We start from the raw sequence: 14,031 nt of genomic DNA on the forward strand, positions 1-14,031 counted from the left end.
TGAAGCCGGAAAGCAGATTGACTACGCAACATATCGTGCCGCTCTTGCCAGGGCCGAGGAACTTCGTTGTCTTATGGCGGATATTTTCGCCAATTATGATGTACTTGTTGCACCGGCAGCACCGGGCGAGGCGCCTTTGGCGGAAAGTGGTACAGGTAGCCCGCTTTTTAGCCGGTTGTGGACGCTCTTGCGCCTGCCGACCGTAACGCTACCGGGGTTAACCAGTTCAAGCGGCCTTCCGGTCGGTGTGCAGCTTCTGTCCGCATATGGGACGGATGAAGATTTGCTGAATTGGGCCGGTTGGGCAGAGACGATCCTTCCGCCGCGTCCTCTTCCTTCGATGTGTATATGATAATAGGCCAGCGTGCGCCAGGATATGCGGAGATTGGGACATCATGACAGACGAGATTATTGCCCGTCGCATTGATGCGTTGAGCCAACGTATCGAGCAACTAGAAGCAGAAGCGGATATTCGCCGTATCCAGGCACGTTACATGTTCCTGTGTGATACGCCCTGCCCGGAAGCAGGGGTGACGAATGATGCGGAACGTATCGATTGTATTATGGATCTCTATACCGAAGATGCAATCTGGGAAGGTGTTGGCGAATACTATACCAACCAGTTCGGGCGCTGCATTGGCAAGGCCGAGATCCGGGCCCATTTCGAGGGATTCTGGAGCCAGAAACGGGACCCGGCTCTGCTGTTGAATGTCCATTACCTTACGTCCGAGCAGATTCATGTGAAGGGCGACACGGCGGACGGACAGTGGGTGCATTGTCAGCCCTGGATCTTCAAGGATGGCTCTTCACTGTTGCGGTCTAGCCGCCTTAACAATCTTTTCCGTAAGGAAGACGGTGTGTGGAAAATTTCGCGCACGCGCACAGAAAATGTGTTTATCGCACCATTGACTGCGGGTTGGGCTGAAAGCGTGCCGACACGTTCGGTGCTTATGGAGCCCTGATTTTAGGGTAAAGAAAAGGAAAAGATGACGTGGACAACATGATAAATACCGTTACGCACGAGATTATTGAGCTACATCGGTTGTTACAGGCTTGGTTCCGTGGCGATAAAGAGGAGCCGCTCTCAGGCCTGCTTGCGCATTTTGCACCAGGCTACATGATGGTAGGCGCCGCTGGACGTGTGATAACGCTGGAAGGTTTTGAAAAGGTACTTCCTTCCCTCAAGGGATCGCGTCCCGGTTTGATCATGGAAATTTTTGATGTGAAAATCTGTCAGACTTTTGATGGAGGGATTCTGGCCTTCTATCGCGAAGTGCAGACGCAGGGCGAGGCGCGGACGGAACGCTGGTCAACAGTGCTATTTGTCGAGAATGCTGCCAGGACACAGCTTCTTTGGAAGCATCTGCAGGAAACATTCCTGTCCTGATTATGACAGATCATACTTGCTGGCAGGGAAAGAGACCGCTCTGTCAGCCATATCCCGCCTTATATGCGGCCCGAGCCAATTCTTTCCGTGTTGTGGCAATGAAGGCAGCGCCGACAAGGGCAGCTCCCGTGGTGACCACTGCCAGCGAGGAGGTGATACCGTTGGCAACGGTAAAGACATGATCGTCGAGATATCCGATCAGCATTGAGCCTCCCGATAGACCGATCAGGGCATTGCAAAACAGCAGCACGGCTGAAAACTGGGCGCGCATGGTTTTGGGCACGGTTTGTTGCACCACAAGAGCCGACGGTGGCATGGGAAACGATGCGAAGAAAAACGCAAAAGCCAGCAGTATTACGCAAATAACGGTGTTACCCACATATAAAGACGGAAGAAAGAAAAGAGGCACGGCAAGAGCACCGCAAATCCCTACCCGAGCAGCCGCGTCTGTATTTCCCCGCATAAAAAGCGCGTCGATGAGGCGTCCGCTGGTGTAGGCGCCTCCACATCCGCAGAGAATTGCGATGATGCCCATGACAACGCCAACGGTTTCCCGAGAAAAATGCCGGTCACGCATCAGAAGGGCGGGTGTCCAACTCATGAGAGAGAACAGGATGATGGCGGTGGCGGAGTAGCCCAGAAAATGCAGTGTGAAAAATCGCCAGCGAGACAGGAAATACTGGCAACTTGCGGCTACTCCGCTCCGGGTTGTTGTGACGGGCCGGGGACCGGGTTCATTTATGCAGCAGCTAATGAGCAACGCGAGTGGCAGGCCGGGCAGACCGACTATCATGAAACAGAGCTTCCATGTAGCGACGCCATGCCATGCTCCGTTTTCGTGAAGAAGGGCGATCAACATGCCTCCACAAAGGAAAGCAAGCCCCGAACCAATGAATGACCCTAGAGAAAATAAAGCTAGTGTGCGACCAAGACGTTCGGAGGGTACAATATCGGCAAGAAAAGAATAGACGGCAGGAACCAGCGCGGCTTCTCCAATGCCCACGAACATACGGGAAAGGAAAAGCTGCCAGAAATTCTGAGAAAAACCACAGCCTATTGTTGCCATACTCCAAATGATGATGCCTGCTACAATGATGGGAGGACGCCGGACGCGGTCGCTCAGCGAGGCGATGGGAAGTCCAAGAATGGAATAGAGCAGCGCGAACGCCAGCCCGTTCAGGAGAGCGAACTGGAAATCTGACAAACCGAGATCGGCTTTAACCGGACCAATCAGGAGTGCCAGTATTTGCCTGTCCACAAAAGACAGGACATAGGCGAATGCGAACAACCCGGTAGTCCACCGCACAGAAGCCTGTTTCATGAGGAAGCCTTGTTGGTATCGAATTCGAAACAATATACTATTCAAATGAAAATTCTACAATAAAAAGAAACCGATGGGCTATGGTCCAGCACTCAGACGTTTGAATGGACGATGGATATGGCGACGTGCATCTGCGCAGCGTGTCATGGCCTGATCCGCTGGTAAAGTCCTCCTTCTGCAAAATAAGCTGACATCTTGCGCAGGAGTTCACTCATAACCGGGGTCATTGTGATAGTGTGTCAGGAGGAATATCCGTAAAAAGGAGGGATCAAAGAACCATTGATTGAATTGTATGCAGGCCAATTTTGGATTCAACGTGCTGCGTAATGATGGTTCTGGTGTCTGACTTTCGCGTTGCCTTTTCGGCAGAGTGAAGCATGCTCTGGATTGTTAGGCGGAGGTGCCCAACCGCTCCAGGAAGAGGAAGCGGCGCATATCGTAGGCGATATTGGCCAGCCCAATTTTTATGGTGGCCCGTGTGATACCGACGGTACGTATGAACAGTGCCATCTGTGATTTCTGATCGGCAAAGACATGTTCAACGCGAGACCGATAAAGGATTTACCTGCATTCCGTTGGATATGATGGGGCATGGGCTTGAGATGCGACTTTTCTCTATGAAGCTTGGGGACAAAGCCGTGCTTTTCCATGAAGGTTTCATTGGCTTTTGACCGATACGCCGTGTCGGCCCAGACATCCGATTCTGTATGACTGCGGTCGAGCCGCCCTTCTTTCACTCTTGCTCCGTCGCTGGCTGCTGCACCTGTCGTTTTCCATTTTTGGATCAACCTGAACTTCCGGTTGATGGAAACATGGGATTTATAAACAAAGAACGGGATGGTGATATCTGTTGATGAGATCGTGCCGTCATCCTGCCGTTTCGTCTTGGTAAATTTCAGCGTCCAATACGTATGGCGGTTCTTGTGGGGCAGCTTTGCGGGTTTGTTCTTCCAGGCCAGAGCTTTCTCTAGATCAGGACGGAACGCCTCAAAATCCACAGTCCGGGAAAATGCTTCAAGCTGATTCCCGGCCCGCTGAACCGGGCAAGGCGCTCTTCAATACCAAAGCATCCCGGCTGCTTCATGACTCATCTCCCCAATCATCATAGGAGGCATGGAATCATAGATATGAACGCAAAACCACGGGGTTTTTAGAACCCTCCATTTGTCTCACACATAACGCCGCAGATCATGCGTTTCGTGGGATAGCCTTTGGCAGAAAAGCCTGATTGTTCACCGGACTCGATCGGGGCGGAAAACGTGCTGCCGCCATGCATTCCCAGATCGTTGCTGCCTCTCTGAACGATGCCGATCCCAAAACATGGTGCGCAGACGTCCTCGCCCGTATCAATGATAGGCGAAATTCACGCTTCCATGGCACTGGAAAACACTTCACCAGAGCAATAATATCATCGAAGCATGATTACGCCCGCGGCTCTCTCCGGATACTTGCCAGCCCAAGATGATACCGTGCCTTATTGTGTAACCGCATGGCCTTCTGGAATATTTTGAGGGTTAGCGCGGGCTGCTACTTCTCGCGCGTAGGTCTCATTGGCCCGTTTGATCAGGAACTGGCGGATTTTTTCAATGTCCTGGCGTGAAAGGATGTCATCAAAGCGTGCCATGCCGTACGCGGTCAGGGCTCCCCGGCCGACGACATTCTGGAATCCCGCCATGTGATGAATGGCACCTGACCAGCGCAGGTCCGGCAGGACACCACCAGAGAGCGCGTTGTCACCGTGGCAGACCTGACAGAACGTTTCGTAAAGCTGGTACCCTGCGGCAGCCTGCTGTGCATCGAATTGTGCTGGCGGCTTGACCGGTATCATCCCCCTGTCATTTTGTGGTGGGAGTTCTGCTGTACCATCCAACGCGAAAACGAGCAGACGGGAATGATTGACCGTCCAGCCCGATGATAGCGCCGTTCGTCCCATCAGCAATGGATAGATGCCGCCCCAACCGGTTTCTACAGCAATATATTGCTTGCCATTCACTTCATAGGAGATCGGCGGTGCGATAATCCCGCTCTGTGCATTGAAATTGAAAAGATCAGCCCCATTCCTTGCGTTATAGGCATGGAACTCGCCGTTCGCTAGCCCCTGGAAGATCAGGTTGCCACCCGTGGAAAGGAGGCCTCCGTTCCATGGCCCCTTGTGATCGACCCGAAAGATTTCCTTCTGTTGTTTGGGGTCCCACGCAATCAGCCACCCTGTGAGCGTCTTGAGAAAACCGTCGCGGATAGCGGGATCATCGGGAAGGCCCTGCATGCTGATTCCGAGGTTCAAGCCTTTCTGCTTCAAAGGTTGGGCGTCGGGGGTAAACACCATCGGGATCTGTTGGGCAGGAATATAGACAAGGCCAGTCTGGGCGCTATAGCTCATGGCTGCAAAATTATGTCCGCCCAGATCCCCCGGAAGGCCTGCCCAAGGTTTGCCCGTAAGGGAATACAGTGCGTCAGGAACGATATTGGGGCGGCCCGTTACGGGATCAATCTCTTTGGCCCAGTTGACGGGCACATAGTTCCTTGCCGAGATGAATTCACCTGTTTGCGCGTCTATAATATAGAAGAAACCGTTTTTTGGTGCGTGAAGCAGGACATGACGCTTTTTACCGTTGATTTCGAGATCGGCGGTCATAATGTGCTGGGTCGAGGTATAATCCCACTGATCCTGAGGCGTTTCCTGGAAATGCCAGACATATTCCCCGGTTTCTGGTCGAATGGCCACAATTGACCCAAGGAAGAGATTGTCCCCAATTCCGTCAGAACGTTGTTTATAGTTCCACGGTGAGCCGTTGCCGACGCCAAGATAGACAAGATCGGTCTGCGGATCATAAACGATGGAATCCCATACTGTTCCGCCACCGCCGGAATGGATCCATGCACCATGCGGCCCCCAGGTACGATAGGCCATGGTCATCAGGGGGGCGTCAGATGCTGCGTGGTCGGGTTGATTTGAACGGTTGGGCGTGGTGTAGAAGCGCCATTTCAGCGCCCCGGTTTCAGCATCGAAGCCCGAGACGAAGCCGCGTACGCCGAACTCCGCGCCACCATTGCCGATCATCACCACGCCCTTGGCTACGCGTGGCGCACCATCGGTAATGTAGGATCTGATATCACCCAGCCACGCGTCTTTGGGAATTGTGTCCACCTCCCATATTTTGTGGCCTGTTTTAGCATCCAGAGCGATCAGACGGTTATCGAATGTTCCTACAAAAATCTTACCGTTCCAGTAGGCTGCCCCACGATTAACGGTATCACAACAGCCGCGCACGGCGGATGGTCCCGGCACTTGAGGATCATAACTCCAGAGCAACTTGCCGCTCGCTCCATCATAGGCGCGGACCTTGCTCCAGTTTGTCGTGGCGTAGAGGATGCCATTGATCACCAGCGGCGTGCCTTCCTGACCGCGATTGGTGTCAAAGTTGCTTGACCACGCCAGTTTGAGCCGGCCAATTGTTTCCGTGTTGATCTGGTTTAGCGGGCTATAACGGTGTTCGTTATAGGTGCGTCCATGGGTCGGCCAGTTCTGTGGTGATTCCTCCGCTTGTGTGACGACAGGATCATCCGTTGCAGCCTGGCTTTGCGATAAATAAGTAACAGACAAGGTAAGGATGCCGACCATATATAAGGTCGCCCTAAACAGGAAAAAGTGCTTCATGATGTTGCTCTCGACCGGTGCTGATTTGCGAAGAGTGCTCCGGTTATTGTTTTTAATATCGCATGATCACGGATTTGATTTCCGTGAAATGATCGATGAACGCACTTCCGAATTCACGACCGATTCCAGATCCTTTTGTGCCGCCAAATGGCATGGCGGGATCGATATAATTGTGCATGTTGACCCAGACTGTACCCGCTTCAACACGAGGAATGAGACGCAGGGCCTGCGATAGATTGTTGGTCCAAAGGCTGGCAGCCAGACCGTATGGTGAGTCGTTCATGAGTGTCACCAGTTCGTCCACGCTGTCATACGCCAGAAGAGACGCGACTGGACCGAATACTTCCTGACGCATCAGTTCGTCATTTTCTGATCGCGCCAGTACTGCCGTTGGCTGTATGTAGCAACCTGGCAGGTCAAATGCGCCGCCACCATGGATGAATGTCAGATTCTGGTCACGCGCTCGCGTGAAATACCCGATCACTTTGTTAAAGTGGGACCGATTTGCCAGCGGGCCGAAACGGCTTTCATCATCCATCGGATCACCTGGCGTGAGAGTCGCCAGACGCTTGCCAAGTTGCTCTGCTACATCATTGATCAGGGAGCGATGGACATAATAGCGTTCAGCAGAAGCACAGACTTGACCCGAATTGAGAAAACCGGCCTCAATAATGCCCTTTACAGTCTTCTCTGGCGAAACATCAGGTAAGAAACCTGCGGCATTCTTGCCACCGAGTTCGAGAGTGACCCGTTTGAAGCCAGATTGAAGGGCGGCTGTGCCGATAATTGCTCCTGTTTCCATGCCGCCGGTAAACGTGACTTTGGCAATTTTTGGATGTGTTGTGAGGGCGTGACCCACCTGCTGCCCGGGGCCGTTGATCACGTTCAGAACACCAGGGGGGATTCCTGCTTCAATCGCCAGTTCTGCAACACGTAGCATGGTGAGGGGCGTCACCTCGCTGGGCTTGATGACGGCTGTGCAGCCGCACGCCAGCGCTGACCCGAATTTCCAGACCGCAATCATGATCGAGAAATTCCAGGGCACAATGCCTGCCACCACACCCAGTGGCTCACGCAGTGTCAGCCCGGTATATTTCTCGCCATTGGCGGAAGGGAGAGAGAGTGCAACAGTCTTGCCCTCAATTCGTGTTGTCCAGCCTGCATAATAGCGCAGGAACGATACGGCATAATCGACCTCGAAAGCGCGTGATAAAGTAATAAGCTTTCCCGAAGTCAGGGTTTCAATCTGTGCCAGTTCTTCACGATGGGCGATCATGAGATCGGCAAGCCGGTTCAGCAGCAGGCCGCGCTGGGCTGGAGAAACGTCCGCCCAGCCACCGTGAAAGGCACGGTAAGCGGAGTCTACCGCATAGTCGATATCTCCGCTCGTGGCCGTGGCAACATGTGCAATCACCTCATCCGTAGCGGGATTGGTGGTGGTGATCACTTCGTCCTGCTGAGAAACAACAGTTTTGCCGTTTATGAATTGACCGTTCAACCGATTCATGAAATCGCGAACTTGGGGTAGTATGAAAACTTCAACCATATTTTAAACGTCCTGTTCTGAACGGAAGATATTCTTGATCAGTCGAACAGGTGGATCGGTAAGGCAAATTCCACCCAGTAACGGTCGCCGCCAATTGTATTGCGGGCATCCAGGGCATGTTGCCATTTAAGGACTACGGCTGTACCGGGGGAAAAATCATAAACAATCTGCGGTCCTATGGTGAAGTTGCGCAGCTTGTAGCCGTCCATATAACGTTGCCCGTTCAGGGTGTCGTTACTTGTCTGATAGGCCCAGTTGCCGTTGACGCCAAACTGCAGTTTGCGCAATTTAGGGAACGGACGGTAGGAAATACCATAATCCATGTTGAACAGTGTACCATCATGGTAGCCTGTATCACGGTTACGGGTTGACATCTGGACTGTATTTTCAAGAGAAAACTCCCAGTTGCCAGGGGTCCATGTCACGGCGCCTTCCTCCATGAAAGTCACGCGCGTGGCAGTAACATTCGAGAAATCAGAGTGGTTGTAGGAGGAGCCCGGAAACCAGAAATCCTGTCCGAACAGCAAATGCAGGTCTCCTTTCGACCAGGTGACATAGAGGGCCTGCAGGTCGAATGATGACATGTTGAAAGTATAGCTGTTCTGGCCACCGACACTTACATATTTGCGCTGGAAAACTGGCGAAAGTCCGGTGGAAAAATGAAAGTCCCCTAGTGCAAAATTCCATGTATGCAAAAGGCGCGGCGCAAACGCGAACAGATTTCCTCCAAATGCTTCGGGGGAATGACGACCGTGGCTGTCGTTGAGGGATGTCAGCGGAATATCAGCAAGATAATTCAGAAGTTCAGTTTTTCCGAGACCCGGCATGATGGCCGGCAAAACGGTATTGACCCCCATGGGGTAGGTACTGCCACCTCCCTCAGTGGCATAAGCTGCGCGTGGCGCAGCATGTAAGCTCCACGCTGCCAATGTGATCAAAACAAAGGGCAGCGCTTTTTTGAAAAGAGAGTCATGAGTTTTTCTCAGTTTCTTGCGCTGAAGCGCCATGATGTCGTCCCGCGAGGTGCCTTGTGCGGCATGACAAGACTGAACGAAACCTTTACCCTTCGACACAGCAGAATAAGGCAGTGCCATAAGTTCCTCCATGTAGCACGTTGACCGTGCTTTTGTTGTGCACACGTTTGCCGTGTTTCTTATTATCAAAACGCTTTTCGTGTTTATTGATTAAGACCGTTATGAAGGCGGCTCGGAGAACAGGGTGCCGCCTATGGATCTGGAATGCCCGCGAAATTGCGCTATGATGGTTTCTTCCTGACTGATTTCAATGTCGTACAGGCCGGAACGTCCTGCGCGACTGATTTCCCGTGCGCTTGCGAGGAGGCGCTTGCCTGCCACGCCCGGGGCCAGATAAGTGATAGAGCAATGCGCGGCCACTGTACGACCATTGTAGCTATTGCACGCAACAGCAAATGCACTGTCTGCCAAGGCAAAGATAAAACCACCATGGATTGTGCCGATGCCGTTGGTCATTTCAGTGGTTGCATTCATGGCAACTATCGAAAAGCCGGGACCTACTTCCAGGATTTCCATGCCCAGGCTTTTGCTTGCCCTGTCATTGGTCCATAAGGCTCTGGCTGCTGCGTGGGCGAGTTCTTCTGGGGTCATGTTGCTTTACCATTAGTCCAAGTTACGCGCTGTTTTACGAAAACCAAGAAGCTTCCTCTAAATAGTTGGCGAAAACAGGTCGTGCGTGGCCTGTCCCTGTTTAAGGCAAGCGTAGCGCCGTTGTGCACTATAAAAAGGGTTGGCTTCACGTAAGCACTCCCGCCTCAGACCAACGCGGTCTTTAATTAACCGTCTGGACGATCAATAACGATTCTGACATTACAGAGTTTCTGTCTCTGTCGCCATCACTTCTGAGGGAGGATCTTAAATTGCCACTTTCCTTTTGAAGCGCGGACCAGTTTTGAGGAGGGGGAACTGGGTGTTCTGCTAGCGTTAGGCCGTTATTCGGATACACTTTTTCAGACGGCAGGAAGAAGAGAAAATATTTCTATGTATCTGTAATTATTGGTAAAAACTATTTTAAATACATAATTTATCGTAATAGGAACAAGATTATGACAAAAAACGTGGATGGCTCAGAGATCCGATTGAGTGGTCATACAAGCAGTTCGATGAGGTAGATAAGCAGCGTTTGTAATCACCGCCTGAATAGAACTATGCTTATTGCAGTATAGGCAATATATAAACTGTTTTTTGAAGAGAAATAAAACTTTTGTCGTATATGATGATGTTTTGATAAATTTATTCTAAGTCGAGGTCACTGGTCTTTGCCGTGATCGTTTGTGGCAGCCTTCTCTTCCTCAGTGGGGCTTATTGGGAAGGAAAGTGTAGACAGGACCGCCATTCTTCTTGCATTTCAGCACTCAGAAAAAGCATTGGCCGAGGAATATCAGGATCATGGACAAACCGCTCAAAGATATATTGCGGCTGTTTCAGGCAGAGCCAAGCCGAACATGGTCCATTGTCATGACCTTCTTTGGGGATATGGTTCTTCCTCGTGGTGGTTCGATTGGACTGTCGACGCTTTTAAGTCTTTTTCACGCCATGGATGTGGGCTCTGGCACAGTCAGAACAGCGTTATCACGGCTTTCTGCGGATGGATGGGTTGAGCGTACACGTATTGGGCGCAACGCTTATTATTGTTTGTCGTCCCGCGGCATGGCGCTCTCGCGTGATGCAGAGCCAAGAATCTATGGAACCTTTTCGTTTAAAACCCAGCGTAAGCTGCGCTTGGCCGTTGCATCGGCTTCCGTAAGGTCTTTGGTGGGCGATGAAGCCGCTCTTGTGGCTACACGGATGAGGGAAGCTGGATATACAGCATTTGCCCCTGGGGCATGGCTTGGGGTGGATGACGGTAATTTGCCAGATGGCATCTTCGGTCTTGACGTGGACGGCTCTCAGGTAGCCATGCAATGTCTTGCTGCATATTTTTCACTTGATGATCTCGCTCGATCCTATCTGCGGTTTGAAAAGATATTTTCTCCTCTTGCCAAAATGTGCACAGATCCTGCGGAGCAAAAAGGGGTGTTCCATCAGGATGGACTGAGTGCAGTTGTTGCGCGCACTCTGCTCATTCATGAATATCGGCGTATTGCCTTGCGTGATCCGCATCTTCCAGAAGCGCTCATGCCATCTGACTGGGTCGGATATAGAGCTCAGACTCTATGCGCCACAATCTATCGGGCTTTATTGCCAGCATCAGAAGCATGGTTGACGGAAAATGGTCGTGGTGGTGATGCAGGGCGGCTACCGGCACCAGCGCCAGCATTTTATGAGCGATTTCAAGAGGTAAGAGAGGCGCAATCAGGGGGCTTTGTATAATCCTTGCTCCAGAAAAAGAAAAACAGGGAAAGTCAGTTCTGATATCACGCGCATTTTATGTTACAAGATTCGCTATTATTTTGGAAATTATGTAATGCTTTCGACTGTAAGTTTGCAGGAGAACGCTTATGTACACGCAGGCACTTAACGATCTGCCGACTCCGCATAATCTGGAAGATGCCGAAAAAATGGCAAATTTTCAGACCCGTATTGATTCGGAAGACCGGATTGAAGCAAATGACTGGATGCCCGAAGCTTATCGGCGTACTTTGGTTCGCCAGATCAGCCAACATGCCCATTCTGAAATTATCGGACAGTTACCAGAAGGGGCATGGATAACCAGAGCACCATCCTTGCGCCGCAAGGCCGCCCTTTTGGCAAAAGTACAGGATGAATGCGGGCACGGCCTGTATCTCTACGCTGCCGCAGAAACACTCAATGCATCCCGTGAAGCTCTTATGGACCAGCTCATGGAAGGAAAGGCCAAATACTCCTCCATTTTCAATTATCCCACCATGACATGGGCCGATATTGGTGCAATCGGGTGGCTGGTGGACGGGGCGGCAATCATGAACCAGATTCCGCTCTGTCGCTGCTCTTATGGCCCTTATGCGCGTGCGATGATTCGTGTCTGCAAGGAGGAGAGCTTTCACCAGCGGCAGGGATTTGAAATTATGATGACGCTGGCAAAAGGTTCCGCACGTCAGAAAGCAATGGCGCAGGATGCCCTGAACCGCTGGTGGTGGCCCAGCCTGATGATGTTTGGACCACCGGATACTGACAGCCAGCATTCAGACCAGTCTACTCGTTGGAAAATCAAGCGTTTCAGTAACGATGAACTGCGTCAGAAGTTTGTGGATGCGACCGTACCTCAAGCCCAGTTTCTGGGTTTGACACTTCCAGATCCGGATTTGCGTCAGGATGAGGTTACCGGAAATTGGATGTATGGCGAGATAGACTGGGAAGAATTCAAGCAGGTTATCGCCGGAAACGGCCCCTGTAATCAGGACAGGCTCGCCAGCCGCAGGAAAGCTCATGAAGAAGGTGCATGGGTAAGAGAAGCTGCAGCAGCTTATGCTGCACGGCAGGCCTCCCGCCATGCCGCTTAAGGAAATAGAACTATGAATAAAACGCTTAAGGCAACGCCGCCTGTGCAATTGTGGGAAGTATTCATTCGTAGCCGCAGCGGGCTTGCGCACAAGCATGTGGGATCTTTGCATGCTGAAGATGCTGAGTTGGCGCTTCAGGCTGCCCGTAATCTTTTTACGCGCAGAGGCGAAGGGCTTTCAATCTGGGTTGTACCCTCGCACCTGATTGTTGCGTCAGACCCTTCGGAGAAAGGCATGCTGTTTGAGCCAGCACTTTCTAAAGCTTACAGGCACCCAACTTTTTACAATGTGCCTGAAGAAGTCGGGCATATGTAGCCTTTGGCTATCGTGCCATGGCACGAAGCCTGCAAGAGCAGGAAAAGAATATTATGGTCACAAATACCATATCTGTTTCAGAAACCCCGCAGGTGCTTTACGCACTGCGTCGAGCCGATGATGCGCTCATATTGGGGCACAGGCTTTCAGAATGCTGTGGTCATGCTCCTACCTTGGAAGAAGATATGGCTCTGGCCAATATCGGGTTGGATCTTATTGGTCAGGCGCGCGCGTTATATGCGCTTGCCGCACTGCGTGAGCCCTCTTTAGAAGATGGTCGTGCGAATACAGAAGATACCTATGCCTATTTGCGTGATGTTGGGCAGTATCGTAATCTTCTGTTGTGTGAATTACCAAATGGTGATTTCGGACGCATCATCATGCGTCAGTTTCTTTATTCTGCTTTCATCGATCCCTATTGGCGTGCGATGATGAAATCATCTGATGCACAATTGGCCGCTATTGCAGAAAAAGCAGAGAAGGAAACAGCATACCATCTGCGTTATACCTCTGAATGGGTTATCAGGCTTGGGGATGGCACGCCGAAAAGCCATGATCGGATGCAAGCCGCTCTGGAGTTTCTTTGGTCTTATACCGGAGAAATGTTCGATACGGACGAAGCCGAGGCCATGCTGCAGGCTGAGGGAATGATTATTGATGCCTCGGCTATTCATGATGGCTGGCGAACCACGGTGCAAACTATCCTTGACCGTGCAACTCTCACCCTTCCTCAAAGTGCATGGATGCAGAAAGGCGGGCGTAGCGGCCGTCATTCAGAACATCTTGGGTTTTTGCTTGCTGAAATGCAGCAGCTCCCTCGTTCTGAACCGGGAGCTGTGTGGTGACACCCCAGACAGATGCTCTGTTGCGCACAAGGGTACTGCATGCTCTCGATGATGTAACTGACCCGGAAATTCCTGTTCTGACAATAGCAGATTTGGGAATTTTACGGGATGTCCGAGTGCATAATGGTGTGGTGGATGTGACCATTACACCTACCTATTCAGGTTGCCCAGCCATGAACATGATTGCTCTGGATATTGAGACAGCCCTTGCGCGCGCTGGTATTGAAAATTTTCATGTAAAGACAACGCTTTCCCCCGCTTGGACAACCGCATGGCTGAGTGAAGCTGGCCGCCAGAAACTTCTTGCATATGGTATTGCGCCTCCACAGGAAGGAAGTGGGCGAGGCAGTCTTTTTGGAACAGTGGAGGTGGCGTGCCCCCAATGCGGTTCAACAGACACCAGCAGGTTGGCGGAATTTGGGTCTACCTCCTGCAAGGCTTTGTGGCGTTGCAATACATGCCGTGAACCCTTTGATTATTTTAGGTGTCATTGAGCCCAAAGC

The 14,031-nt window shown here is 51.6% G+C and carries 13 protein-coding genes and 1 pseudogene; 8 read left to right on the forward strand and 6 right to left on the reverse strand.

Going from position 1 to position 14,031, the window contains the following annotated elements; genetic code table 11:
- From AD944_RS06460 to AD944_RS06470, 3 genes are all read left to right on the forward strand, one after another.
- The coding region (locus tag AD944_RS06460) for an amidase family protein (protein ID WP_248845809.1) at window positions 1-352 on the forward strand (352 nt) is incomplete at its 5' end.
- A 43-nt stretch (window positions 353-395) separates the two neighbouring features.
- A complete protein-coding gene (locus AD944_RS06465; RefSeq protein WP_061474802.1) occupies window positions 396-962 on the forward strand; it encodes a nuclear transport factor 2 family protein in 567 nt (188 codons plus the stop codon).
- Window positions 963-1,000: 38 nt separating this feature from the next.
- Entirely contained in the window at window positions 1,001-1,387 is a 387-nt protein-coding gene (locus AD944_RS06470; protein WP_236709256.1) for a hypothetical protein, read from the forward strand.
- 43 nt (window positions 1,388-1,430) lie between these two features.
- Here AD944_RS06470 and AD944_RS06475 read toward each other — a convergent pair whose 3' ends face one another.
- From AD944_RS06475 to paaI, 6 genes and pseudogenes are all read right to left on the reverse strand, one after another.
- Window positions 1,431-2,708: an MFS transporter gene (locus tag AD944_RS06475; RefSeq protein ID WP_045542897.1), complete on the reverse strand. Its 1,278-nt coding sequence runs from the start codon at window positions 2,706-2,708 to the stop codon at window positions 1,431-1,433.
- 390 nt (window positions 2,709-3,098) lie between these two features.
- Window positions 3,099-3,792: pseudogene (locus AD944_RS06480) on the reverse strand (hypothetical protein).
- A 390-nt stretch (window positions 3,793-4,182) separates the two neighbouring features.
- Window positions 4,183-6,330, reverse strand: coding sequence for a PQQ-dependent dehydrogenase, methanol/ethanol family (locus tag AD944_RS06485; protein WP_045542898.1), 2,148 nt, complete (start codon window positions 6,328-6,330; stop codon window positions 4,183-4,185).
- An 88-nt stretch (window positions 6,331-6,418) separates the two neighbouring features.
- Complete coding sequence (locus tag AD944_RS06490) at window positions 6,419-7,912, reverse strand: aldehyde dehydrogenase family protein (protein ID WP_045542899.1); 1,494 nt, start codon at window positions 7,910-7,912, stop codon at window positions 6,419-6,421.
- 38 nt (window positions 7,913-7,950) lie between these two features.
- Entirely contained in the window at window positions 7,951-9,006 is a 1,056-nt protein-coding gene (locus AD944_RS06495; RefSeq protein ID WP_166443757.1) for a SphA family protein, read from the reverse strand.
- Between the two features lie 99 nt (window positions 9,007-9,105).
- Window positions 9,106-9,537 (reverse strand): hydroxyphenylacetyl-CoA thioesterase PaaI, encoded by a 432-nt coding sequence (gene paaI / locus AD944_RS06500; protein WP_045542900.1) that lies wholly within the window; start codon window positions 9,535-9,537, stop codon window positions 9,106-9,108.
- 798 nt (window positions 9,538-10,335) lie between these two features.
- On the opposite strand from paaI, the gene AD944_RS06505 reads away from it, so the two are divergent.
- The 5 genes from AD944_RS06505 (at window position 10,336) to paaD (ending at window position 14,022) form a co-directional block, all read left to right on the forward strand.
- Window positions 10,336-11,259, forward strand: coding sequence for a PaaX family transcriptional regulator (locus AD944_RS06505; RefSeq protein WP_045542901.1), 924 nt, complete (start codon window positions 10,336-10,338; stop codon window positions 11,257-11,259).
- Between the two features lie 128 nt (window positions 11,260-11,387).
- Window positions 11,388-12,368 (forward strand): 1,2-phenylacetyl-CoA epoxidase subunit PaaA, encoded by a 981-nt coding sequence (gene paaA, locus AD944_RS06510; RefSeq protein WP_035380229.1) that lies wholly within the window; start codon window positions 11,388-11,390, stop codon window positions 12,366-12,368.
- A gap of 12 nt (window positions 12,369-12,380) precedes the next feature.
- Window positions 12,381-12,683, forward strand: coding sequence for a 1,2-phenylacetyl-CoA epoxidase subunit PaaB (gene paaB, locus AD944_RS06515; RefSeq protein WP_045542902.1), 303 nt, complete (start codon window positions 12,381-12,383; stop codon window positions 12,681-12,683).
- Window positions 12,684-12,700: 17 nt separating this feature from the next.
- Window positions 12,701-13,528 carry a 1,2-phenylacetyl-CoA epoxidase subunit PaaC gene (gene paaC / locus AD944_RS06520; RefSeq protein WP_082741274.1) on the forward strand — a complete coding sequence of 276 codons (828 nt, stop codon included), beginning with the start codon at window positions 12,701-12,703 and terminating at the stop codon, window positions 13,526-13,528.
- Window positions 13,525-14,022, forward strand: a complete 498-nt coding sequence (paaD, locus tag AD944_RS06525; protein WP_140329667.1) for a 1,2-phenylacetyl-CoA epoxidase subunit PaaD — start codon at window positions 13,525-13,527, stop codon at window positions 14,020-14,022. Before paaC ends, paaD begins: the two co-directional genes overlap by 4 nt.
- Window positions 14,023-14,031 lie beyond the last annotated feature (9 nt).

The sequence above is a fragment of the Acetobacter tropicalis genome (assembly GCF_001580915.1).
GTDB lineage: Bacteria > Pseudomonadota > Alphaproteobacteria > Acetobacterales > Acetobacteraceae > Acetobacter > Acetobacter tropicalis.

Bases quoted from the DNA above. Each gene is read 5' to 3' on its own strand.
- AD944_RS06465 (WP_061474802.1), top strand. From the start codon at position 396: ATGACAGACGAGATTATTGCCCGTCGCATTGATGCGTTGAGCCAACGT.
- AD944_RS06470 (WP_236709256.1), top strand. From the start codon at position 1,001: ATGATAAATACCGTTACGCACGAGATTATTGAGCTACATCGGTTGTTA.
- AD944_RS06475 (WP_045542897.1), bottom strand. From the start codon at position 2,708: ATGAAACAGGCTTCTGTGCGGTGGACTACCGGGTTGTTCGCATTCGCC.
- AD944_RS06485 (WP_045542898.1), bottom strand. From the start codon at position 6,330: ATGGTCGGCATCCTTACCTTGTCTGTTACTTATTTATCGCAAAGCCAG.
- AD944_RS06490 (WP_045542899.1), bottom strand. From the start codon at position 7,912: ATGGTTGAAGTTTTCATACTACCCCAAGTTCGCGATTTCATGAATCGG.
- AD944_RS06495 (WP_166443757.1), bottom strand. From the start codon at position 9,006: ATGGCACTGCCTTATTCTGCTGTGTCGAAGGGTAAAGGTTTCGTTCAG.
- paaI (WP_045542900.1), bottom strand. From the start codon at position 9,537: ATGACCCCAGAAGAACTCGCCCACGCAGCAGCCAGAGCCTTATGGACC.
- AD944_RS06505 (WP_045542901.1), top strand. From the start codon at position 10,336: ATGGACAAACCGCTCAAAGATATATTGCGGCTGTTTCAGGCAGAGCCA.
- paaA (WP_035380229.1), top strand. From the start codon at position 11,388: ATGTACACGCAGGCACTTAACGATCTGCCGACTCCGCATAATCTGGAA.
- paaB (WP_045542902.1), top strand. From the start codon at position 12,381: ATGAATAAAACGCTTAAGGCAACGCCGCCTGTGCAATTGTGGGAAGTA.
- paaC (WP_082741274.1), top strand. From the start codon at position 12,701: ATGGCACGAAGCCTGCAAGAGCAGGAAAAGAATATTATGGTCACAAAT.